This is a genomic window from Streptomyces sp. NPDC001492, assembly GCF_053597275.1.
Map to the genome: position 1 here is coordinate 14,298 of NZ_JBSFHW010000051.1, position 22,258 is coordinate 36,555.

Sequence of the window (22,258 nt, forward strand, 5' to 3'; positions counted from 1 at the left end):
ACCTTGCTACCGGTGCTTACTGCCGTCAGTTATGGCGCACGTGACGCGTGAGTGGCGGTCAGAAAACCTCTGACCTGCGGCTATTGGGCACCCGGTCCGCCGGTCTGGGGCGGAAGGCGGCTACCATTCCCGGCATGTCGAGTGCAGAAGAGTTCTTGCAGCGGATGGAGAAGCTCCAGGCTGCCAAGGGGGAGGCCTTCAAGCCCCTGGCGGAGATCCTGGGGCAGCGTGCGGCGATCCAGGAGGAGAGGGATGCCGCCCTCGCCGAGTTCGAGGAACGGCTGGCGGCCCTGAACGAGCCGTACGGCAAGGCGTACGCGGCGGCGGAGAAGGCTGGGTGGACTCCGACGGAGCTCGCCGAGCTCGGCGTCGAAGAGCCGGTCAAGCGCCCCCGTGGACGGCGGCCGGGCCGGAGTACGGCGGCGAAGAAGACGGCCCCGAGGACGGAGGCCGCTCCGGAGACGACGGCGCCGGAGACCGTCTCCCCACCGCGGGTACCTGCTCCGGCACAGGAGAGCGCCGGGGACGCCGTGGCGGCCGCCGGATTCCCGTCCTCGTGACGGGACGGATCAGCAAGAGGGGCCCCGCACTGCGGGGCTCCTCTTCGTGTGTGGTCACTTCCCTCCCCGGCCGATCAAGTGTCCGGCCGGACTCCTCCGCGTCAAGGGTCGTACGTCCGCTCCTCGCCGCGTCGCTCGTGCCTCCCGACGCGCCTGCGGTGCGGGCGCTCCACCCCTGACGCTCCGTCCCCCGACCTGCGATGAGGCCTTGCGGGGAGGGGAGGAAAAAGGGTCGGCGCCCGGGGCCTCCGGGGGTCCGGGCCGTCGCGCGAGTACGGCCCGGTGGGCTGTTCCAGAATTCTGGAACGGCCGGCGGGCCCGCTTACGGCAGCTCGGGAAGCGCGTCCAGGGCGGCCTGCCACGGGTAGGCGTGCACGTTTCCGTGGCGCGGCCGGTGTGGGACGAACCCGCCCTCGCCGAGCAGCACCTTGACCCCGGACTCCCGCAGCGTGGCGACGTTGCGGTGCACCGCCGGGTGGGCGTCCTGGGCGTCGTTCCAGTGCGGCAGAGCGACGATGGGCTTCTGCAATCCGATGCCCTCGGTGATCAACCCGAGCGCAAGGGTGTCGGAGATCCCGGCCGCCCACTTGTTCAGGCTGTTGGTGGTCAGCGGGGCCACCAACATGGCGTCCGCGTCGGGCAGCACATCCGGCTGCGACGGCAGCTTGTACTCGTGGCGCACCGGGTGGCCGGTCAGCTTCTCCAGCTCCTCGACGGTGCCCGGCGCGTCCTCCGCGGCCCACCGGTACGCCTTCGGCGTCAGGATCACGCACACCTCCCACCCGGCCGCCTTGGCGGCGCGGATGGGCACGGGCAAGTGCTGGGCAGGCGGGGCGGCACAGGAGATCAGGTACAGGGTTTGGGTCACCCGGGCAGTCCACAACGATCAGCTAGCAGACGCAACCGTCCCTGGACAGACGGCGGGACACCGAGCAGACGCAGGTCCTCGACGAGGGCGCGGGTGCGCGGTCGGCACCGCACTTCCTCCGGGGCCAGCTCCTCGGCCTCCAGCAGCGTGGCCACGGCGTCCTCGCGCAGGCCCGCCTGCGTCTCGGCGCGGGCCCGGTCGGCGAGCAGGTGCGCGCGGCGCTCGCGCGGCAGGGCGTGGAACGCGGGGGCGGGGATGCCCGCCGCCACGGCGACGGCGTCGGCGCCCTCGCTCAGCTGGACGTGCGCGGCCACCCGGTACAGCGCCACGTTGGTCGGGCCGAATGCGGTGTAGAGGTGGTTGGCGTCGCCGCCGAGTCGGTCCGCGTGGTCGTCGGCCTCGCCGAGGAAGTCGGGCACGCAGCTGGCGTGCCGTTCGGGGTGGCGGTCGTCTGCCTCGGCGGCGGCCGCGGCCGCCATCGCTGCCTTCAACCACAGCATGCCCAGTACCGAGTAGCCCTCGGGTCCGCTGCGCAGGAGGTCATCGTGGAGTCGGCCGGCTGCGGTCAGGATGAACTGGGTGGCGGCCGCGGCCTGGCCGTGCATCGTCATCGCGTCGCCTAAATGGCGCGCGGCGCTGGCCATGATGACCGGGTTCTGGCTGCGTTCGGCGGCCGCGACGGCGCGGTGCCCGGCGAGCACGGCAAGCTCGGTGTCGGCCCATTTGATGGCGGCCGCCTCGGTCAGTTCCAGGGTGAGGCTGAGGACCTCGAACGCGGTCAGCTGGTCGTCGCCCTCGTGCCGGTGGGCGGCGCGCGTAGCGTCCACCAGGAGGGCGGGAATGTCGCTGCCGAGCTGCTGGAAATGACCGGCCTGAAAGGCTGTCCGGGAGTAGTCCAGGGAGCGGCGTAAGGTCGCGACAGGGACCGGATCGTCGTTCGATTCGTCGCACGTTCCGGTGATGACGTCATGGCGCTGGAGCGCGGCGCGTACGGCCTCGATCTCGCTCTCGCCCGCGCACTCGACGTCTATCGAGTCGCCGATCAGCCGTTCCAGAGGAATCCCCAGACGGAGCGCGGCGAGCCGTGCCACCGAGAGGTTCGGGTCGGCCTGCCGCTTGCCTGCTTCCAGCGCCTCGACCCACGGCAGAGACTTGTTCATCAGGGCCGCGAACTCGCGCTGGGAAATACGCCGCCGGGTGCGCCAATACTGCACGCGGCGGCCGAACGAAGCATCGTCCATGGGGAGCTCCGAGACTCGGAGTCGACGACCCATACACATCGTATGGGTTGACTCTGTTGTACCGCCTTTAGCGTCCCGATATGGCCAAGTCCCGGAAGACTCCCCCGCATCCGACCTGGGCCGCGCTGGCGGTGCCCAGTGGCGAGTTCCTCGACGCGCTCAACCAGTCGTCAACGTGGTCGTCCCGGCTGCGACGCGTCGGCCCGCAGCACGACGTGTTGGTGCTCCCGCTGGAGCGGGGGCTGGCCGCGCTGGACGCACAGAAGGTGCCCGTCGAACACGGCTTGAGCCTCATCGCGGACTACGCAAGCGGCAAGCTGATCGCGCTCGTGGAACGCGGCTGGGCGAACCTGTGGACGGATGTTGACGGGGTGCGGGTGCTGCCAGTCGGGTCGTGGGTTTTAGTGCCCGCGGATGTGACGACGTCTCCGGGTTCGTGGGCGGCGGCCTGGCTGAGTCGGCCGCCGCTCCCCTCGATCGACCTGGACACCGAAAGCGGTGTCGACGAGTGCCCTGTCGAGCGGGATCCGGAGTCGCTGGAAGGGGTTCCCGCCGGCCGCCTCGCCCCGCAGACGCTGCACGACGGACTGGCCGTCCTCGACGGCTGGCAGGCCTCCCCCGCCGGGGCCGCGTCATGACCGCGCGGGTGGCCTACGACCCGCACGGCGCCATCTACGCGAGGCTGCCGCTCGACCGCAAGCCGTACCTGCTGCTGGCCAAGACGGTGCTCGCTCTGGACGCGTCGGCCGACCTGCCGCCGGACGACTGCGCACAGATCGCACTTCAGCTCACCGGGCATGCGAACCTCGTCGCCATCGACGTCCGGCGCCTGTGCGACCGGCTCCCCGAAAACAGCCGCTCCCGCGCGCTGACCGAGACCGTCCTCACGGACGCCACCTGTCGACTGGGCACCCCCGCTGAGCCGACCGTCGACGCGATAAAGGAGCGGGCGCAGGTGCTGCGCGGACTGTACGAGCGGCTGGACCGGCTCACATTGGACCGGCCGCCCGCCGTCTCCCCGGCGGAGCGTTCCCGCGCGCCCGCATGAGACCACTCCCCCCTGGGTCGCACCCGCCCGCCACCCCCCGTTGGCGCGGGTGCACGAGGCCCCCGGCAGGCTGCCGTTTACCCCGGCCTGCCGGGGGCTTCCCCATGTCGGCGGTGCTCGCAGAATTGCCCCGGCGGACCGCGTTGTGTGCGGTCCGCCGGGGCTTCGTTTCGGTGCGGCTATGCCGCCTGGGAGTCGGCTTCGTCCGGCTCCGGGAACAAGCTCAGCTGCTCGTCCATCCGGTGCACCACGGCCGTGGTGATGCCGTACAGCTCGTGCACGTACGTCCTGACCTTCATCTCCCATTCTGCGTCTCCGAGGATGCGCCCGAAGACCGCGGCGGAGACCATCGGGCAGACCGCGTCCGCTGGCTGCTGGGCGAGTTCGCGCTTGCCTTCCCCGCGGTTTCGCTGCGGGTCGCGCGTCCACGGATAGTCGGCGGGGAAGCCCACGAGCCTGCCGATGTCGGACTGGCTGATGGTCTCGCCGGTCTCCGAATCGGCCCACCCGTAGACAGTGGCGGTGACGCAGGTGGAGGGGAGATCCGCGCTGCGCGAACCGCCGCCCTTGGCCCGGCCGGTGGTCGGGTCGACGGGCCGGTGACCGCGCGTCAGGTAGACGCGGCCGGTGGGCCAGCCGACGACTTCGGCGAACGTCGGGGCGGGGATCGGCTCGGCCGGAGTGACGTCCACGAACGGCGTCGCCTCGCCCCGGTAGGCGGCCATGAACCGGCGCTTGCGGTGGGAGGCGCCGTAGGTGACCGCGTCGAGCGTGAAGGCCTCCGTGGTGTGCCAACCGGCCTGCGTCAGCTGCTCGAAAAGCCCGTCCTCGATCTGCTGGGGCAGTCGGCTGGACTGCTCGACCATGACCCACTCCAGCGTCTCGTTCCAGCGGGCGAGCATCCCCAGCGGCCAGATGACGACCTCCGCCATGAGCCCGGCGCGCGGGTCCTCCAGCTTCGCGAGAGGGGCGCGGACCTCGTCCCAGGTGTCGCCGGAGCGGGGGGCGTAGCCGGTCGGCGAGTGCTCCCAGGGCAGGAACCCGGCGGCCGCGCCCGCCTCCCAGATGACGCGGCAGATGATGTCGATGGCGTCGGCGTAGCGGCCCTTGCCCAGACCGCTGGGGGTGAAGGCCTGGCAGGGCGGCGTGAGGGCGATTCCGCTGACGAACCTGAGTGCCGGGTTCTCCGGGCTGACCTTCGTGACGTCGGCGTGGATGACGCGGAACCCGGCGGCGGTGGAGGTGGCGACGGCCCCGCCGTCCAGGTCGATGCCGACTATGTCGACGTCGGCGCCGAGGATGTCGCGCAGCCCCAGGGAGAGGCCTCCGGGGCCGTGGAAGAGAACGAGCACCCGCTTGCGCAGGATCCGGCCGAAGGTGTCGCGCACCGGGGCGAACAGCCACTCGATCGGGAACGGACCCGCGTACCACTCCAGGAGCTGGCGGGTCTCTTCGTCCAGAGCGGCGATCCGCTCGGCGGTGACCGGGCCCTGGTCCTCGATCCGGCCCGCGGCGTAGGCGGCTCGCTCCCCGCGGGCCTCCCGGGCCAGTTCCTCGACCCGCTCGTCGTAGCCCTCGACTATGGCGTACGCGCACTCCGTGATCCGCTCGGTGGCCTCGTACCGCCACAGCTCCACCTGGTCGTCGCCGGGGTTCTCGTCGGCGTAGCCGGTGAGCAGTGCGGCCGCCTTCCAGCACTCGGCGAGCGCCGGGTGCCCGGAGGCCTTCGCGATGGCGGCCGCGTCCTCCGCCTCCTGCTCCGCCGAGAAGGCGTCGTGCAGCAGGTTCAGCCTGCCGCCGGCCGGAGCGCCGTTCGAGGCATGGGTGTCCCCCATGAAGACCATCCCTTGATCGTTGAGGCTTTTCGGTGGGTGGCCGATCGGGGATTCCCGCCCCCTTTCGACGTATCTAATACTCTCACGTTTTGGGGTGTGGGTCAAACCTAAATGCGCAGGTCAGAGCCCTTTTTCAAGGGATCTTGCGTGCCCAATTCCGGCCCACAGAGGGGCGCTTGGCCACGACGATGCGGGCACGGCTGAACAGCTCGACGGCCCCCGCCCCAGCGCGGCAGCTGCCGCTCCCCTCGGCCCCTCCCCGGGCGGCCGGTCTGCTCACGCTCCCCCGCCCCGGGACGGCGGCAGTACGGCGCCCGGCCCAACTCCGGCCCGCCACACGGCGCTCCGGACCCCGCCGGACTCCCCTCCCCTCCCCGCCAGCCTCTTGGTACGCGCACAACGAAGCACCCGCTCGCCGGGAGCGCGCCCGCCATGTAAACCCCGGCGGGATGCCGTCTCACCTCTTAAGAGGTGAGTTCCGCGCGGGTGAGTCCCCGCGGCCCGAACACGCCGATGGCCAGCGCCCGCCCGTGCTGGGCTCGGCGCTGGCCATCGCTTCGGGGGCGGCTCAGCTGTCCTTCTGGCCCGGCTCCTTGCGGGCCTGGGTGATGATGCGCTTCCAGGTGTGGACGGATCCGCCGTGCTCCGCGGCGAGGTCGGCCGCGAGCTCGCCGGCCTTTCGGCCGGGCTGCGCGGCGAGCGCCTGGGCGGCCTGGTCGACGCGCGGGTCCGGCTCGGTCCGGGCGGGACGGCCCGACTTGCCCGCCCGGTGCGTCGAGTCGTGCCAGTCCCACAGCTGCCGCCGGGTGCGGTACTCGCGCTCTCCCCCGGCGGGCAGCTGCTCGATCCGTACCGGGTCGGGCCATCCGGGCGGGGGCGTCTTCTTGTAGTGGCGCACGGCGCTGCCGTCCAGCCCGAGGACGCGCGCCTGCTCGGCGGGGGTGAGCTCCTCGTCGGGGTCGCCGCTGCGGTCGATGACCCGGCCGCCCTGCGGGCGGTCCTGGTTGCGCCGTTCCTTGTTGAACTCGGCGAACCAGCCGTCCCACACGTCGACGTCCCAGTGCATGACCCCCTCGACCTTCTCCGGCTCGGGGTGACCGTTGGCCGCACGGTCGCGCCACAGGTTGCTGAGCGTGGCCTTGCTGTAGCCGCTGTGCGCTGCGAGCTCCTCGCGGTTGGCGAGGCGGCGGCCGCCGATGGTCTTCATGACGCGTGCTCCTGGTGGGTCGGGACGTGGATACGATGGTGCCGGTTCGGTTTACGGGTCTGTTGAGGGCCCTCGGTGGCCGGACCGCGCGGCCCGGCGGGATTCCCAATGCATTGCTCCGCCGGGCCGTTTGGTTGCCCGGCGTCAGCTCCGGGCGAGTTCGATGATCCGCTTCAGGGTGAGGTTCTTCTTGAACGGCTTGCCCATGGCCTCCTCCGCCTCGGCCCACTCGGCGAAGATCCCGGGGTTCATCCGGGCGGACTCGATCAGGTCCTCCCGCTTCGCCAGCGGACAGGCCCGGCAGCTGAGCCGTCCCATCCGCTCGTAGGCGGGGTGCCAGGGGATGCCGTTGTCACGGTGGACCTTCCAGACCTCATCGGTCTTGAGGTGGTGGACCGGCAGCCAGGTCGTGACAATGCGCAGCGTCTTCGCGGTCATCCGGTGCTGCTCGATGACCGGCTTGGCCGCCCTCGCGCGGGATTCCTCGGCCCGCATCCCCATGGCGTACCCGGCCCGGATCGGGCGGCCGAGCCTCAGCCCGTCGGCGACCTCGTCGACGTAGTCGCGCCCGACCGCGGTCTTCGTGTCGCTCGTGCAGAAGCGCGCGAAGTACCCGGGCCAGTTGCCGTGGTCCAGGATCCGGTGCCACAGGGACGGCCACCGCTTGCTGCGCCGGACGACGAACGGCACGTCGTACAGGGCGGCGTGGCGGCGGGCGACGTCTTCCGCGCCCGGCCACTCGATCAGGTGCCCGCCCGGCGTCTTGCCGAGGTCGCAGTGCAGCACGCGCACCTTGTGCAGGGCGCCCGCCTTGTCGGCCTGCGTGCACACCTCGTGCACGAGGACACCGGAGTCCTTGCCGCCGCTGTCGCCGACGACCACGACGTCGTTGGCATCCCAGTCGAACTCGGCGGCCGCCGCGGACGCGGCCGGCGCGGCGGCCGGCGCGAACAGTTCGAGCTGCGCGGCGGCGCACCCGGTGCCGCACGGCGGCGTGGGCCTGGGGTTCTTCGTCACAGAGTCTCTCCCGGTTGAGGTGGTCGGTGTGCTCGGGCCGGGCCCGGCGGGGAAGCGGGATTCCCGCCCCGCTCCCCCGCCGGACGTCCGGCCGGTGGTGCTGGTCAGTGCCGGTGCGCGGTGAGCCAGTCGGAGATGTACGCGGCGCACAGCACGGAATCGGCAGTGCAGTCGACCGGCTGTTCACCGTCCCCGGCGATGTAGCGCGGGTCACCGATGGGCGTGCCGTCCTCGTCATGCACGAACACCGTCCAGCCGGTGTGAAAGGCCGGGTCGTGCTCGATGGACGGGTTGCGGTCGGCCACCGACAGGTGCGCCCGGCTGAAGGCCTCCGCCGCGGGGGTGGCCGGGTCCACCGGGATCGCATAGCTCAGGCCGATATCGGTGTGCGCCGCGATCCCGTACTTGGCCAGTTCGGCGAGCAGCACGGAGCCCGCCGTGGGCAGAGGGGTAGTCACCCACTCGGCGATGCGCTCGATGCAGTCGGCGAGCCCCTCGGCGGGACGGGCCATCAGACCCTTCTCGATGCCGCCGCCGTCGCCGATGTCCACGAGCCACTCGTCACCGCGGCGGACCGGCGGTCGCCGGTCCATGGGCCACTCGTCGTCGTCGCCGTTGTAGAGGGCGAGCACCATGTACGGTCCCTCGCTCATCTGGCCCGCGGCCTGGTCGCGGGGGATGACCAGCCAGGTGTTGCGGCCCCCGTCGAGCAGCGGCTCGTCGTCCAGGTACGCGGTGATGCCCCACTCGGCGAGGGCCTTGCTGGCGATCTGCTCGGCGGTCTCGCCCGCGCCCTCCTCCGGCGCGCTGCCGCCGCAGCGGCGGGCCTGCTCCACGATGGAGCCGACGAGGGCGGCGGTGTCGTCCACGTACGGGCGGTGCTGACCGGCGGAGTGGTAGACGCTGCTGCGGATGTCGCTGCCGGGCTCGCCCCAACTGGCGGTCCACCAGCCGTGTTCTGCGATGGGGTAGCGGGTGGTGACGTCCGGGAAGGTCTCGCTGCTGCGGGCGGAGAACCCCTCGAAGACGATGTCCGTGCCGTCGGCGAGCGGCACCCGCACGCGGTGCCAGTCGGCGCTGAGCGCGTAGTTGTCCTCGACGCAGCGCAGGCCCGCCGCGCGCAGCATGGCGAGCGGGGCCGCGCCCGCCGGGTCGTCGTCTCCGGTCGGGGCCTCGCCGCCGTGCTGCTCGATCAGGTCGCGCAGCGCAGCCACGGGCACGTCCAGGAACTGGCTGACGTCGGCGTCGCCGCCGGTCAGGAAGCTCTCCCAGGGGTCCTCGTTCTCCCAGGCCTCGCCGTCGGGGGCGTCGAGACCGGGCCACAGGACGACGGCGGCCGCCTGGTCCTCCCCGGCCTTGATGTTGACGCTGAAGGCGTGGCCGTCGGCCAGCAGGACCGGCCGGAGGATGCGGTCGGTGCCTTCGGCAATGAGGCGGTCGAGACGTGCAGTGATCACAGAGTTCTCCTGTTGAGGTTGCCGGTGCGGACCCGGGGGTCCTGGTGCCGAGCGGGGATTCCCGTCCCTCTCGACGCATCTAATACTCTCACGCTTTCGGGGTGGAGTCAAACCGGATTCCGCAGGTCAGAAACCCTTCACCCCGCCTCATCTCCGGGGAGGTGAGGCGGGGTGAAGAGGTACGGGGGCGGACGGGGATTCCCGTCCCGTCCGCCCCCTGGCGGTTCCCGCCGGCCACTGGGCGGCGCTCTGGGTCAGTCCTGGGGCAGGGCGAGCCACTGGGAGATGAGTTCGACGGGCGCGGGCTCCAACTGGGTGATGGGCCTGGCCTCCTCGACGGGGTCGGCGCCGGGCTCGGCGGCCTCCCACATCACGCGGCCGTGCTCGACGCCGTGGCCGCCGGGCCGGTAGATCTCCAGCAGGACCCCGGTCCCCGGGCCGCCGCCGCGTACGCGGTCGCCGGGCGTGACGCCGTACGTGCGCCGGTCGTGGGTGATGGTGTCCGGATCGACGGGCCTGATCAGGTCCCGGGTGGTGCGGAAGACCTCGGTGTCGCCGTCCCAGTGAACGGTGAGCGTGCCGTCGGCGTCGTCGACCGTGCGGACGGTGCCGCGTTGTTCCCACTGGCGGGGGTGCGTGTAGCGGCCGCCGTACGGGTGGTTGAAGGCCTCGAAGTGCACGCTGATGCGTTCCACGCGGTCCCCGGGCCGGTAGGCGGCCGGGTACAGGGCGGCGGGGACGATCAGGACCTCGTCGTCGATGTCGACGCAGGCCGTGAGGATGCCGATCAGGCTGACGGCCCGGGCGTGGGCGGGGTGGCGTTGGGGCAGTGCCCGGTAGCAGACCTCGCCCGGGGCGGCCTTCCATGCCCAGCGGCGGCGGTCGGAGCCGTCGAAGTAGCCGACGACCAGGTCTCCCGGGCGCACGTCCTTGGCGTACGCGGGCCGGGCCAGTGCGGGGTCAAGATCTTCGGGGAGCGGGCCGAGCTGCCGGTCCTCGATCAGGACGTGACAGAACTCGACGTGGGGATCAGCGGGCCTGATCATGCGCGGTGCTTCTCCTGGGAGTTGAGGGTTCTCGGGGTGCGGGGGCGGGCGGGGATTCCCGTCCCGTCCGCCCCCTGGCGGTTCCCGGCGGGCCGCCCCGGCGGGGCTACTGCTGGTAGGCGGGGATCAGTTCGCGCACCTTCTCCTCGCCGATGCATCCACCCTCGTGGCGGTAGATGCTCGGCGGCTGGCCGTTGCGCCCACGGTGGTGGCTCCAGTAGCGGACGCCGGACCAGCCGCACAGCTCGCACAGCAGGTACCAGGGGTTGTCCGACCCCGGGAAGCCACGGAGGACGGCCCGCCAGTGGTGCTCGGTCAGTCCGGCGAACGCGGTGTGGGCGCCGTCGATGTTGCGCTTGCTGGCGGGCATCCGGGGGTGCAGCAGGGGCACCGGGCCGTCCAGCGGCTTCGGGGCCTCGGCGCGGATCTGCTCCAGGGCGACGGCGCTGATGCGACCGGCGGCGTACTCCTCGGCGAGGTACGCGGCGGCCATGTCGATGCCCTTGGTGCCGGTCGGCGGGCGGCGGAGGTTGTGCTCGCCCTCGGTGGTGACGACCAGCCAGTCACGGTGCCAGCGGTAGGCCTGCCCGATGACCCGGTCCTCGCCGATGATCACGGGGTAGCGACACTCGATGTCCGGCTCTCCGATGCGGGTCTTCAGGGTGGTGGCGCTCATGGATGTGCTCCTGGTTCGTGGGAGGGGGCCCGGCGGGGCGGTTGCGCTCTCCGCCGGGCGGCCTGTGGCTGGGGTCAGACCTGCGGGGTGGGCAGGGGCGCGTGCCAGCAGACGGGGACGCCGAGGACCATGCAGCCGTGGCGCAGGTGGGTCACGAAGTCGAGGTGCTCCAGGCACCGGTCGACGGTCCATGACTCCGGGTCCGCGGGCAGCACGACGGTGGTGTAGGCCTCGGGGTCGTCCTGGGCGGCCTCGGCGGTCTCCCGGTCGGGGTAGAGCTGTCCGTCGGTGCTGCCGTCCTCGATGCGGAAGGCGACGAAGCCCCACTTGTCCTCGGGCAGGCGGGCCATGAGCTTCTGGATCTCGTCGTGCATGAGCATGGCCGCCTGGTCCTGCGGCTCGGCGAGTGCCAGCACGCACTGGGCGTAGAAGAGATTGCCGGTGGCGGTGAGCAGCCGGGCGTACAGGTCGGTGCGCTCCGGGCCGGTCAGGCGGCGGATGCCCCGCCGGGCAAGGAAGTCGTCGGCGGTCTCGACGACGTCGCCCGCGTACGGGAAGGGCCCGTGCTCGTCGCTGAGCTGGCCGTTCTCCCACAGCTGGAGGGAGTAGCCCCGGCGGGCGTCGTAGACCGGGTGGAGCTTGGTCGGGGCGCCGCCGCGCTGGCCGAGGTCGAAGGTGAGGTCCATGGCTGGGTCTCCGGGTTGAGGTGGGTCGGTGTGGTGGGGCCCGGCGGGCGGACAGAGATTCCCGTCCCGTCCGCCCGCCGGGTGTACGGCGCTCAGCTGGAGCTGTCGCCGAATCCGGCGCCGGTGAAGGCGAGTTCGTCGGCGAAGAACACGTCCGTCAGTTCCTCGAACGCCATCTGCTCGGCGAACTCGCGCCGGGCGAGCGCGGCGGCGTGGCCGTGGCTTACGGCCTTGTAGGTGAGGAACTTCAGCGGCGACTGGGAGCTCTCGCACGCGACGTCGAGGTCCTCGCGCTGCACGTACTGCTCGACCTCGTCGTCGGAGGCGCGCTGCACCTCGACGACGTACCGCTTCAGCTCGTCGCTCTTCCAGACCTTCGCGTCGTAGACACCTTCGTCGTCGGCGATGACGAAGTAGGTCCCGGGCTCCTTGGTGAGGTTCACGCGCTGCTCGGCGCGGTCCATCTCGGCGTTCATGGCCTTTCCTTCGGTTGAGGTGGTTCGGTGGTGGGTGCCGGGGGCGGACAGGGATTCCCGTCCCGTCCGCCCCCGGGCGATGCCGGGTCAGCCCCGGTGGGCGGCGACCGCGAAGGCGCGGAACTCGGTGCCGTTCTCCGCCGTCAGGACCTCGCCCCGGACGATGTCGTCGATGTGCAGGGGGATTTCGCCGGTGCGGAAGCCGTGCTTCTGGAGCTGCGGCCACAGGACGTTGGCGACGTCCCGCAGGCCGACCGTGTCGTCGCCCTCGCCGATGGTGATCCAGTCCCCGCCCTTGGGGCGCATCTGTGCGACGTAGACCACCGGCTTGGGCCAGGCCGGGCCCTCGTCCATGTAGTCGACGACGGCCCGGCGTGCGGCGTGCCCGCCTCCGCCGGTGTGCTCGTCGACGTCGGCGAGGTGCATCAGGTCGGCGATCATGTCGCTGAGCTCCGCGCCGGGGTACGCGCCCTGGTAGAGGTCCCAGGCGAGGCGGACGCGGTCTGCGCGGTCCGGGGTGGTCGGGTCGATCTCGGCGTTCATGCCGTGCCCTTCGTTGAGGTTCTTCGGTGTGGACCCGGGGGTCCTGGCGTCGGCCGGGGATTCCCGCCCCCTTTCGACGTATCTAATACTCTCACGTTCCTAGTGCTGGGTCAAATCCAAAAGCCAAGGTCAGAGCCGATTTTCGGCAAGATCGGGAGAGATTTCCGGCCCGCAGACGGACGCTCGGCCACGACGATGCGGGCACGGCTGGACAGCTCGACGGCCCGAGCCCCAGCGCGGCAGCAGCCGCTCCCCCCTCAGCCTCACTCCGGGCGGCCGGTCTGCTCGTGCTCGCGCGCCCCGCGACGGCGGCAGTACGGCGAACGGCCCAACTCCGGCCCGCCGCACGGGATGCCGGACGCCCGCCAGGCACCCCTCCCCTCCCCGCCAGCCCCTTGGTGCGCGCACAACAGCGATGCCCGCCGGCCGGGCGACGGCTGGCCATGTAAACCCCGGCGGGATGCCGCGACCCCGTACGCCGCAGGTCCCCGCCGCCCGTTCCCCGTCGGGTCTTTCCACCACGGCCGCCTCCGCCGGCACCCGCCCTCCGGCCTCCGCCGTTCCCGCCCGTGGCCGGGAACGGCACAGGGGCTCGGCGAGACGCGCATCTCGCCGAGCCCCTGCGGGTGTTGCTGTCCGGCCTACGCCGAGCGGGCCGCCTCCCGTTCGGCCGCGAACCGGCGGGCGGACTGCGCGCTGGCGTCGGCCAGCAGCGCGGCGAGCCGGTACATGTCGCCGAGTTCCGGGACGTTGACGGAGGTCACCTCCAGCACCTCGCGCACGTTGCTGAGTGAGCCGAAGAGACTGAAGGCAGCCGGGCTGCGGGTGCAGCCGCGGTAGGTGCCCCGGTCGAGCTGCCCGAGCTCGCGGCGGGCGCGTTCGAGCCGGGGCAGGTCGACCGTGCGGCGCTCCGCCCCGCGCTGGGCCTTGATGACGGCGTCCAGGACCCGGCGCATGGCCGGGTAGACGCCGTTCCAGGCCACGGCGATCTCCTGGGCCTGCTCTACCGGGATGTAACGGCTGGTCACGCTGTCGGCATTAAGCACGATGTTCGATTCCCTTCCGGCAGACCTAGATGCCCATGTCCTCGATCTTGCTGAACTGCCCCCTGAAGCCACAGGTCACTTTGCCCGTCGATCCCTCACGGTTCTTGGCCACGATCAGGTCGATCTCCCCGGCCCGCGCGGACTCCGGCTCGTAGTAGTCCTCGCGGTGCAGCAGCACGACGGCGTCGGCGGCCTGCTCGATTTCGCCGGACTCGCGCAGGTCCGACAGCTGCGGCACCTTGCTCTCGCGGCCCGTGGTCTGGCGGGAGAGCTGGGCGGCCGCGAACACCGGGATGTCGAACTCCAGGGCCAGTTCCTTCAGCCCGCGGGCGATGGCGTCGACTTCGTTGGTCCGGTTGCCTCCCCGGCTCTGCCCATCCGGCTTGATGATCTGGAGGTAGTCGATCGCGAGGGCGGCCGGAAGTCGGTCCTCGATCTGCCAACGGCGCAGGTTCGAGCGGATCTGGGGCACGGTGATGCCGCCCGGCGGGACGATCAGCCGCAGCGGCGAGTCCACGATGCGCTGGCGGACCTTGTCGTACTTCTTCCACTGCTCCTTGTCCATGGAGCGGGTGCGCACGGCGTTCTGCACGATCTCCGCCTCGGCGGCAATCAGCCGGTTCATGATCTGGCGGCGGGCCATCTCCAGCGACACGAACGCGGCCGGTCGCCCGTGGACGATCGCCAGGTGGCGCATCAGGTCCAGCAGGGTGACCGACTTGCCCATGCCCGGACGGCCCGCGAACACCACCAGGTGGCCGGGCACGGTGGCGAGCTTCTCCTGAAGGTCGGCGTACGGCATCGGCAGGCCGGGGTTCACGCCGGCCGCCTGGTCGTCCTCCCACTCCTCAACGAGCTCCTCCATCGGGGTGTCCCACCCGGCGGGGTCCTTGCCCGTGTCGAACTGCGCCTGCATCGCGAGGAGTTCGCTGGCCGCGCCCTCGATGACCTCTTCGGGTTCGAGCGTCGGGTCGTAGCCCATCGCCGCGACCCGGGTGCCCGCCTCAACGGCCATCCGCAGCTTCCACTTGCCGCGCACGATCTCGGCGTAGTACTCGGCGTTCGCCGCCGTCGGCACCACCTGCACGAGGGTGTGCAGGTAGGACGCGCCGCCGACCTTGTTGATCTCACCGCTCACGGTGAGCGCTGCGGCAACCGTGATCGGGTCGGCGGGCTCGCCCTTGCCGTACAGCTCGACGATGACCCGGAAGATCGTCACGTGCGCGGGCTTGTAGAGCTCCCGGCCGCTGAGCACCTCGACCACATCGGTGATCGCCTGGCGGGACAGCAGCATCCCGCCCAGGACAGCCTGCTCCGCCGCCACGTCCTGCGGCGGCAGCCGGTCGAAGAACTTGTCACCGGCCGGGCCCTCGCCACGGAAGGTCTCGGGCACCTCCGGACGCTGCTGCGCCGGAAGCACCGGCTCGCCCTCGAACAGGCTGACTTCGCCGTTCGGGTCCTGTGGTGTCATGCTGGACATACGGATCTCTTCCTTCGTCGGTTGGGGTCTCAACGGCGGCCGGTTCTTCGCGGGAGCGGCCGCCGTTTGCGTGCGTCGGGATCAGGGAGCGGGAGTCAGACCGCGGCGGGCTGACGGGCGCCGGGGTGGCACTCGGGGCACCGCACCAGGCGGCCGTCGACCTTGCGGAACCGCTCGGCAGCAGTGGCGGGGCGGGCACCGTCGTTGCACTCGCCGCACCAGTCCGGCACCGAGGGGCGCTGGCCGGGCAGCGTCGCACCACGCGGCGCCGGGCACTTCGGGTGGGTCTTCGCCCGGCCGAGGTCGAGCCAGCCACTGGCAACCATGAACGGGAGCACCGACTCCGTCAGCCACTCCGCCGAGTCGCCATCCTCGAGGGCCTCCGCAGCGTCGGCAGCCACGGCAGCCAACTGGCGGCGGTTGGGCCGCGTACCGCGAGCCTGCTTCCACAGCACGGCGAAGGCCTCCGCCACAGCCCGGGCCGGAACGTCCTTCCCCGACTCCGCAGCAGCGGCAGGGGCGGGGGTGGCCTTTTCCGGCGAAGCCGACATCTCTCTCTCCTCCGTCACCTCCTCAGCTGCGTCGGACGGTGCCGCTGGGGCACCTGGGACGGGAGAGAGAGAGTCTTCTGAGAGAGAGCTTCTTAGAGGGGTGCCGTTTCCGCTGGTCAGAGCCAAATCCGTTCCAGAATTCTGGACCACTGTTCCAGAATTCTGGAAAGCTGTTCCAGTTTTCTGGAACAGAGGGGCCTGAGCGCCCTCCGTCAGCGCTGTTCCAGTTTTCTGGAACGGCTCCCCGTCGGGACCGAGCAGCCGCACCCGGGCCAGGACCTGACCGTTCGGCTCCGTCGTCGTCTCGGTGAGGTGGGTCGGCGGCTGCGGCGGGTTCTCACGCCAGTCGGGCCGGTAGGCGTCGAGCTTGTCCCATGCGTTGCGCCAGCCCGTGTAACGAGCCGACGGCGGGAGGTCCATGACCCTCATGCCCCGGGCGATGGCCATGGCGGCCTTCGCCTTGCCCTTGAGCTTCGACGCACCCTCCAGTTCGAGCGTGTCGCCGGGCAGGACCAGGTTGAGCTCTTCCAGGGTCTTCAGCACGTCGTACATCGCCGAGACGGACAACGGCTTGTCGTTCGGCCCCGGGAGCAGCCAGCACATCTGGTCGATCGTCATGCGCCGCATACCGCTGCGCGGTCGCCGTCCGGCCTCGATCATCATCGAGCGCAGGATCGAGTAGAACCGGTACGCGGTGTGCGTGATCCCGGGCATCAGCATCACGTAGTCGCGGACCTGGGTGTAGCTCCAGTAGTCGGTGATGTCGCCGGAGAACTCGAACACGGCCTCGCCGGCGGGGTCGTCCTCGGCGCGCAGCTGCCTCGTCATCGGGCCACCGCCTCGGCGGCCTGGACGACGGCGGCGTCGACGCTCGCAACCGACCGAGTCGGTGCGGCGACGCTTCGTGTCGCGGGGCGGATGTGGAACATGGTGCGGGGTCTCCCCTACGAGTGGTTTGGGGAGCCGCAGATCGGCAAGTGACGGAAAAGGATGAGCCGACCTGGGGCACGCTGCTGCGTGCCGGCCAGTGCTCGCTCTATCCTGGGGTTGGTGACCTCGGGCCTGGCAGGGCTCGGGCCCCGGCGTCACGCCGACCTACGACTCGGGCTTGTGGAGGCTGAGAGTCGTCGACCGAGATGGCCGTTCTGCTGGCAGGCAGGGCGGCCATCGTCTTTTCATGGAGCGCGCGCTGGCTGCGGAGTGCTGCTCAGACCGCCATCGCTGACGGTGTTCGCGGACGGGAAGTGCCATCCTGCGATCTTGCAACGCATCCGACGCAGAGGCGAAAGCGTTTTCGGGCGTGGCGCCCGCTTGTTTACTGGTGCGTTCTGGCTGCTGGCCATGTTGTGGTGCCTCTCTGGTTCCGTTGGTTTCACCGCTGTTGCGGCTACTCGGATCAGCGCGGTACCGACCACCACAATCGGCGACCGCTTGGTGCAGTGCTTCCTGAAGTTGCTGAGGAGAAGCCTGCGCCGTGGCGCATTCTCCTCCTTCGGCGAGGGCTTCGTGGCCACACTCTCTATCTCGGAGTGTCGCTGGACATCTTCGCGGCTCACGGCAGCTCCGACTGCCCGATCGAGACGTATGCGGCGGTGGCGTCGTCAGAGCGCTTGAACCGGGGCCATCGCTCGCCGGTGGGGTCGGATAGTTCAGCCTCGCGGGTCCGAGCGATCAACGTTGCGGGGCCCTCTGTACGCAAAAGCGTGAGGAGGTCGGCCCAGGTGAGGATCCCGAAGGAGTCGACGAGACGGCTAGCTCCGTCAGTGAGCAGCGCGGCTTGCCGTACGCGGGCGAGTTCAACGGATCCGGTGATCGCCTCATCCGCTGCTGCCGGATTGGTGGCTGCGACCCAGTAGCCACCCGGTGTGTTGCGAAGGTGCCGCTGGACAGAGACGAGCTTGGACACACGGGCCGCGTGCTCGGGGGTGCCGGTCGGCCCCTGAAGAGCTGCCTGCATCTCTTCGGCTGCGGTCTCCTCCACGCGCTTGTCGACGATCGTCTCGATGCCGGCGGTTCCAAGGTCGAGCACCAGGACGTTGTCGGAGAGCACCAGATAGTCAAGGAAGCGGCCCCGCTCACGGATCATCACCACGGTAGAGGCGGGCACGGCCTCCTGGTCCAGGGCGCAAGTGTCTCGGTGCAGGTCATTAACAACGGCGATAGCACGGCGTAGAGCTTCCCGGAGGGAAACCTCCTCGTCGCCGATCAGGTTGATCAGGTTGGTCCCGAGTTGCCGGACGAACCATGGGGTGCCGTGCACGCATCCCATGGGCAGATCCTTCGGGGCGGACAGGCCGTCCAGCACGACGACCCCGGTCGGGCTCACGTGGACCATGTCCTCGTTCGCGGCTCCCGCACCTGGGGTCGATGCCACGGATACCTGCACGTCAGGCCCCTTCCGGGCGGTAGAACGGCGTAATGCGCTTGCTGGAGGTGATCTCTAGCGTGGCAGGGTCGAACGTACTGGAGATGAGGGTCGAGAACCGCTTCGCCTTCAGCTCCCTGTGTACGTTGACCAGCTCGTTGTTGAGCCAGTGAACGACCCCGCCGGAACCGCGGGCGTGGATACCGGCGATGTAGAGGAACGTGCCTTGACCGTCGGGGCGCGGGAGCCGACCGAAGTATGCGACGTCACTGTTCCCGCCATGGTCCATCGGTGACCGGTAGACCTCGCCGGTCTTGCGGTCCGTCAAGTACCAACCGTCGTCGTCCTTGTCGAACCGCAGGTGAGGGTCACCTTCGAGGATCTGCTCGATCAGCGGCGACAGCCGAGGGCCGCAGATGACGACGAGGTTGTTGCGGTTGAGTCGCACATTGCCCCCGAGCGGGATGCGCTCGAAGGTGATCTCCAGGCCGACTTCCTCGGCCAGCTCCCGCAGATGCTCGTAGGTTTGGAAGTCCTCCGTGGCGATCACGGGGCCCTGAACCCGCTTGTCGCGGCCGTCATCCAGTTTGCCGTGCTCCAACTTCTCGGCGAGTGCCACGATGACCTTGCCCGAGCCGAGGAACAGGCGCTCTGGAGGGGCACCCTTCGCGAGTTGACTCACTCGTCCCTTGCTGATGCCGAGCTCTGCCGCCAGTTGGGTGCTGTTCAGCTTCCCTACTCGCAGGGTCTCGTTCATCGCTTCGTTGCGCACTGCCTGGAACTCGTCGCCGTAGTCCTGCACCCGGCCGATGAGTCCGTGGGCGATTTTGGCCCTCTGTAGAGGGTCTGCCAGCTCCTTGAGCTGCGACAAGGCGACGTCGAACGCTGCGTCGAGCTGTTCCTGTAGCTCGGGCAGCGGAGCAGTGTCGCGCTGTGCCTTCTCCATCAGTGCCTCCCTTCGTGACTCATGTTTACCGCACTAAACGGCATCTGTTCAAGGTGGTTGACTCCTTGCGGAATGACGTCCTATGGTTTCGGTACGCGATCGGTTTAGGGCGCTAAATCGTGGCGTTGCGTTGGCTATACCTGCACTTCAAGCGCCCATTTGGCGGCGTCAGAACCAGGTCCCCCGGGGCTCAGGCTGGCTGGCTGCTCGTTCCTTGAGAACTCAACAGTGGACTGAAATTCGGGCGCGGCGCCCCTGCCGTCATTACGACGAGACGAACCCTCTCACCAGCACTTTTGGTTGGTGAGGTCTTGAGCGGGGGGCTGGCCGCATGGCACCCGAGAGCGGATCTGAGCAGGGCCCCAGGGGTGGGGTCGGGGCTGGCGTCGAGCCAGCGTGTGCAACTCCCCATCCGCTCACCGCGCCGCCCAGACGGCGCGACCCCCGGCACGGCGCTGGAACGCCATGTGTGCCGGGGGTCCACGGATCCATCCCAGCTAGGAGCTGATCCGCATGACCATCATGCCCTCCGACCTGCCGCTGAAGTCGACCGGTGTCGCCGAGGAGCTCGGGGACGCCGTCGGTGAGGCGATCCTGCTGTTCCAGTCGGTCCAGGCACTGGCCCGACTCGGCGTCTCCGTCGAGTTCACGGTGGCGCCCTCGAAGATCGTTGCCACGATCACCGTCACCCCGGAGGCGGTGAAGGTGCTGCCGGCGCTTCTGGAGACGCTCGACGGCGCCCGTCCCGCGAAGCTGCCCACGGGCCAGCTCGCGGTGAAGGGCTCGATGTTCCAGCGCACGGTGACCCTGACCGTGCTCATCCCGTTCGGCTGGGTCACCCCGGCGGAGCTCGCGATGCTGACCGGCACCGGCGACGCCGACCCCTCCGGCCTGCTGTGAGCCCGTTCCCTCTCGGGGACGTCGCTCCCCGGCAGATCCGACTCGTACGAGACGCCCTGCTGATGGGCGGAGAGGTGGTCAACGCATGAGCACGAACACGCTGGTCAGGAACAAGGCCCACTCCCTCGACGTCTTCCGGCGTCAGGTCGACGTCGTTAAGTGGAACGTCGCCGCCTGGGAGTCGTACGAGACCCACGCCGAGATCGCCCGGGCCCACGGGCCGATCGGCGGCTTCACGGACAAGGCCCGCCGCCGCACCGAGGTGGTCGCGCTCCTCGCCTACGGCTTCGCGCTGTACGCGGCGATCGAACTGCTGGAGGTCCTGGGGTTCTCGGAGGTCGCTGACCTCGACGAGCGCCTGGGCGAACTGGTCACTGGTCCGCTCGCCAAGGCTGAAGCCCGTCTTGGCCGGGAGGGTGACCTGCTCTTCCGGCTGAAGGCAGAACGCGTGAGCCGGTCGGTCGTCACCTGGTTCGACCGCTTCGCCGGGCGACTTCCCCGCCTGACCCGGGGCTGACGGACCGCCCGGTGGCCACTCCCCCGGTGGCCACCTGAGTACGAAAGGAGTTGACGTGGCGGGCCGTGGAACAGCCACCCGCAGTAAGCCGAGGTCGTCGACGCCCCGGGGAAGGACCCGGAAGCCGACCGCCCAGACCCCGCCCGCGCAGCGCACTCCGGAGACGGCGGCCGCCAAGGTGGCCGCTCCGCTGGTGCACGACGAGGCGGACCCCCGCATCGCAGACCTGCACGACCGGGCTGCCGATATGCGGGATCTGGCGGCCGACATCCTCGGTGCGGCCCGGAAGACGGCGGCCGCCGAGGCCGCGGCACTGATCCGGACCGCTGAGGAACAGGCCGAGGCCATCCGCCATGCGGCGGCCGTCGACCGTCGCACAGCTCAGGAGGACGCGGACAACGTCCGCGCCCAAGCAGCCCGATCGGCCCAGGACACCGCGAAAACGGCCGAGGAACGGGCGCAGGCCCTGCTCGCCGATGCGGAACAGCGAGCGAACAAGCTCGCGGAACTGCGCCAGGCATCGGCAGAGGCCGCCTACCGCAACGCGCTGGCGGACGCGGCCCGGATCCTGGGCGAGGCCCAGGAGCAGGCGAGTGAGGTCAAGGCGGCCCGCGCGGCCGTCGAGACCGAGACGGACCTTCACCGCCGGCGTGCCCTGCTCGAACTCGACGAGGAACTCGCCGCACGGCGAGGGGAGATCGAGGGCGAGTTGGCGGAGCTGAAGGAGAAGGTCCGCCGCGAAGCCGAGGACGAAGCCGATGCGATCCGGGCTCAGGCAGAGCGGGAGGCCGGACAGCTCGGCGAACGGGCGGCCGCCGAGGCCCTGCGCGTGCGCCGGGAGGAGGAGGACCGGGCCCGGGCGGCGGTCGCGGACATCCGCCGCGAGGCCGACCGGACCCTGACGGAGGCCAAGGAGACTCGTGCGGAGGTCGGCCGCGAGCTGGCGACCGCGCGGGAACAGCGCCAACTCGCCGAGGAACGTGCGGCGAAGCTGGACCGCAGCCGCAGCCGGGGCGAGGTCGTCAAGGAGGCCAGTATCTGGGTCGCCTTGACGGCGGTGATCCTGCTGACGGCGTCGGGAGAGTGGCAGTTCGCCCGGCTCGTCGGACTGGGCGACACTCCGATCGGAGACGCGGCCTGGGCCCTGCCCGTGGGCCTGGACGTGTACGCCATCACCGCGTTCCGCACGAAGCGCGACGTGCCGTTCGCCCTCGGGCTCATGGCGGCCACGAACATCACGTACCACGTGGCCGACATGACCGGCGCCGGGATGAACGTCGTCCACGGCAAGGCACACCCGAGCGTCTGGCTCATCGTCGTCGCGGTGATCGTCGTCATCGCCATCGTGTGGCGCGTCCACCGCCTCCTGGAGGACGGCCACGACGAGCCCGCCCCCGCACCCGCCGCGTCCGGTAACCCGGCCGGTGGCTCCCCCGCCGGGGCGTCCGCAGGCGGCACCGGTAACGGCTCTACCGGTAGCGGTAGGCCGACCGGTAACCGGACTTCTACCGGTACCGGTAAGCCGACCGGTAAAGCCGGGTCTACCGGTAGCGGTAACTCGGGTTCTACCGGTGGCACTTCCCGCACCGGTAGCGGCGGCCGCCCCCGTGGCGGTAAGGGCCCCGGCGACCGCCCTACAGCCGCGCAGCGGCAGGCCGTACGGGACCGCGCTACCGCGATCATCGCGGCGGGCGAGAAGCCCTCGCCTACCGCTCTCGCCGCCGAGTTCGGCGGCCTCGACCCCGAGTGGGTTCGCAACCAGATCCGCGCCGTCAGCGCCTGACGGCGCGGTC

The 22,258-nt window shown here is 70.5% G+C and carries 22 protein-coding genes; 6 read left to right on the plus strand and 16 right to left on the minus strand.

Features of this window, described 5'->3' with window-relative positions; all coding sequences use genetic code 11:
- The first annotated feature begins 134 nt into the window (after nt 1-134).
- Nucleotides 135-560, plus strand: coding sequence for a hypothetical protein (locus tag ACWC1K_RS41990; RefSeq protein WP_450838562.1), 426 nt, complete (start codon nt 135-137; stop codon nt 558-560).
- A gap of 322 nt (nt 561-882) precedes the next feature.
- Here the strand turns inward: ACWC1K_RS41990 and ACWC1K_RS41995 are convergent, their stop codons facing one another.
- Nucleotides 883-1,428 carry a flavoprotein gene (locus ACWC1K_RS41995; protein WP_450838564.1) on the minus strand — a complete coding sequence of 182 codons (546 nt, stop codon included), beginning with the start codon at nt 1,426-1,428 and terminating at the stop codon, nt 883-885.
- Entirely contained in the window at nt 1,425-2,669 is a 1,245-nt protein-coding gene (locus ACWC1K_RS42000) for a helix-turn-helix domain-containing protein (protein WP_450838566.1), read from the minus strand. Before ACWC1K_RS42000 ends, ACWC1K_RS41995 begins: the two co-directional genes overlap by 4 nt.
- An 80-nt stretch (nt 2,670-2,749) precedes the next feature.
- On the opposite strand from ACWC1K_RS42000, the gene ACWC1K_RS42005 reads away from it, so the two are divergent.
- Nucleotides 2,750-3,307, plus strand: a complete 558-nt coding sequence (locus ACWC1K_RS42005; RefSeq protein ID WP_450838568.1) for a hypothetical protein — start codon at nt 2,750-2,752, stop codon at nt 3,305-3,307.
- Complete coding sequence (locus tag ACWC1K_RS42010) at nt 3,304-3,717, plus strand: DUF6415 family natural product biosynthesis protein (RefSeq protein WP_450838570.1); 414 nt, start codon at nt 3,304-3,306, stop codon at nt 3,715-3,717. Before ACWC1K_RS42005 ends, ACWC1K_RS42010 begins: the two co-directional genes overlap by 4 nt.
- Before the next feature lie 179 nt (nt 3,718-3,896).
- Here ACWC1K_RS42010 and ACWC1K_RS42015 read toward each other — a convergent pair whose 3' ends face one another.
- From ACWC1K_RS42015 to ACWC1K_RS42080, 14 genes are all read right to left on the minus strand, one after another.
- On the minus strand, nt 3,897-5,552 hold the full coding sequence (locus ACWC1K_RS42015) for a hypothetical protein (protein ID WP_450838572.1): 1,656 nt from the start codon (nt 5,550-5,552) through the stop codon (nt 3,897-3,899).
- Nucleotides 5,553-6,120: 568 nt separating this feature from the next.
- Nucleotides 6,121-6,759 (minus strand): hypothetical protein, encoded by a 639-nt coding sequence (locus ACWC1K_RS42020; RefSeq protein WP_450838574.1) that lies wholly within the window; start codon nt 6,757-6,759, stop codon nt 6,121-6,123.
- A gap of 144 nt (nt 6,760-6,903) precedes the next feature.
- Nucleotides 6,904-7,776, minus strand: a complete 873-nt coding sequence (locus ACWC1K_RS42025) for a phosphoadenosine phosphosulfate reductase domain-containing protein (protein WP_450838576.1) — start codon at nt 7,774-7,776, stop codon at nt 6,904-6,906.
- 104 nt (nt 7,777-7,880) lie between these two features.
- The gene (locus ACWC1K_RS42030) at nt 7,881-9,233 is read right to left on the minus strand and encodes a hypothetical protein (protein ID WP_450838577.1); all 1,353 of its coding nucleotides are present in this window, start codon (nt 9,231-9,233) and stop codon (nt 7,881-7,883) included.
- A 254-nt stretch (nt 9,234-9,487) separates the two neighbouring features.
- Nucleotides 9,488-10,279 (minus strand): hypothetical protein, encoded by a 792-nt coding sequence (locus tag ACWC1K_RS42035; RefSeq protein WP_450838579.1) that lies wholly within the window; start codon nt 10,277-10,279, stop codon nt 9,488-9,490.
- Between the two features lie 106 nt (nt 10,280-10,385).
- Nucleotides 10,386-10,955, minus strand: a complete 570-nt coding sequence (locus ACWC1K_RS42040; RefSeq protein ID WP_450838581.1) for a hypothetical protein — start codon at nt 10,953-10,955, stop codon at nt 10,386-10,388.
- Between the two features lie 74 nt (nt 10,956-11,029).
- Nucleotides 11,030-11,641, minus strand: coding sequence for a hypothetical protein (locus ACWC1K_RS42045; RefSeq protein ID WP_450838583.1), 612 nt, complete (start codon nt 11,639-11,641; stop codon nt 11,030-11,032).
- A 92-nt stretch (nt 11,642-11,733) separates the two neighbouring features.
- Nucleotides 11,734-12,117, minus strand: a complete 384-nt coding sequence (locus tag ACWC1K_RS42050; RefSeq protein WP_450838584.1) for a hypothetical protein — start codon at nt 12,115-12,117, stop codon at nt 11,734-11,736.
- A gap of 87 nt (nt 12,118-12,204) precedes the next feature.
- On the minus strand, nt 12,205-12,660 hold the full coding sequence (locus tag ACWC1K_RS42055; protein WP_450838586.1) for a hypothetical protein: 456 nt from the start codon (nt 12,658-12,660) through the stop codon (nt 12,205-12,207).
- Between the two features lie 641 nt (nt 12,661-13,301).
- Entirely contained in the window at nt 13,302-13,688 is a 387-nt protein-coding gene (locus ACWC1K_RS42060; RefSeq protein WP_450838588.1) for a hypothetical protein, read from the minus strand.
- 43 nt (nt 13,689-13,731) lie between these two features.
- Nucleotides 13,732-15,186 carry a replicative DNA helicase gene (locus ACWC1K_RS42065; RefSeq protein ID WP_450838590.1) on the minus strand — a complete coding sequence of 485 codons (1,455 nt, stop codon included), beginning with the start codon at nt 15,184-15,186 and terminating at the stop codon, nt 13,732-13,734.
- Nucleotides 15,187-15,281: 95 nt separating this feature from the next.
- On the minus strand, nt 15,282-16,565 hold the full coding sequence (locus tag ACWC1K_RS42070; RefSeq protein WP_450838592.1) for a hypothetical protein: 1,284 nt from the start codon (nt 16,563-16,565) through the stop codon (nt 15,282-15,284).
- Nucleotides 16,566-17,289: 724 nt separating this feature from the next.
- The gene (locus ACWC1K_RS42075; protein ID WP_450838593.1) at nt 17,290-18,123 is read right to left on the minus strand and encodes a hypothetical protein; all 834 of its coding nucleotides are present in this window, start codon (nt 18,121-18,123) and stop codon (nt 17,290-17,292) included.
- A 1-nt stretch (nt 18,124) separates the two neighbouring features.
- Complete coding sequence (locus ACWC1K_RS42080; protein WP_450838595.1) at nt 18,125-19,048, minus strand: sigma-70 family RNA polymerase sigma factor; 924 nt, start codon at nt 19,046-19,048, stop codon at nt 18,125-18,127.
- A gap of 513 nt (nt 19,049-19,561) precedes the next feature.
- Between ACWC1K_RS42080 and ACWC1K_RS42085 the strand changes: the two genes are divergently transcribed.
- From ACWC1K_RS42085 to ACWC1K_RS42095, 3 genes are all read left to right on the plus strand, one after another.
- A complete protein-coding gene (locus tag ACWC1K_RS42085; protein WP_450838596.1) occupies nt 19,562-19,948 on the plus strand; it encodes a hypothetical protein in 387 nt (128 codons plus the stop codon).
- Nucleotides 19,949-20,033: 85 nt separating this feature from the next.
- Nucleotides 20,034-20,465, plus strand: a complete 432-nt coding sequence (locus ACWC1K_RS42090; RefSeq protein ID WP_450838597.1) for a hypothetical protein — start codon at nt 20,034-20,036, stop codon at nt 20,463-20,465.
- Nucleotides 20,466-20,520: 55 nt separating this feature from the next.
- Entirely contained in the window at nt 20,521-22,248 is a 1,728-nt protein-coding gene (locus ACWC1K_RS42095) for a hypothetical protein (protein ID WP_450838598.1), read from the plus strand.
- Nucleotides 22,249-22,258: the final 10 nt, after the last annotated feature.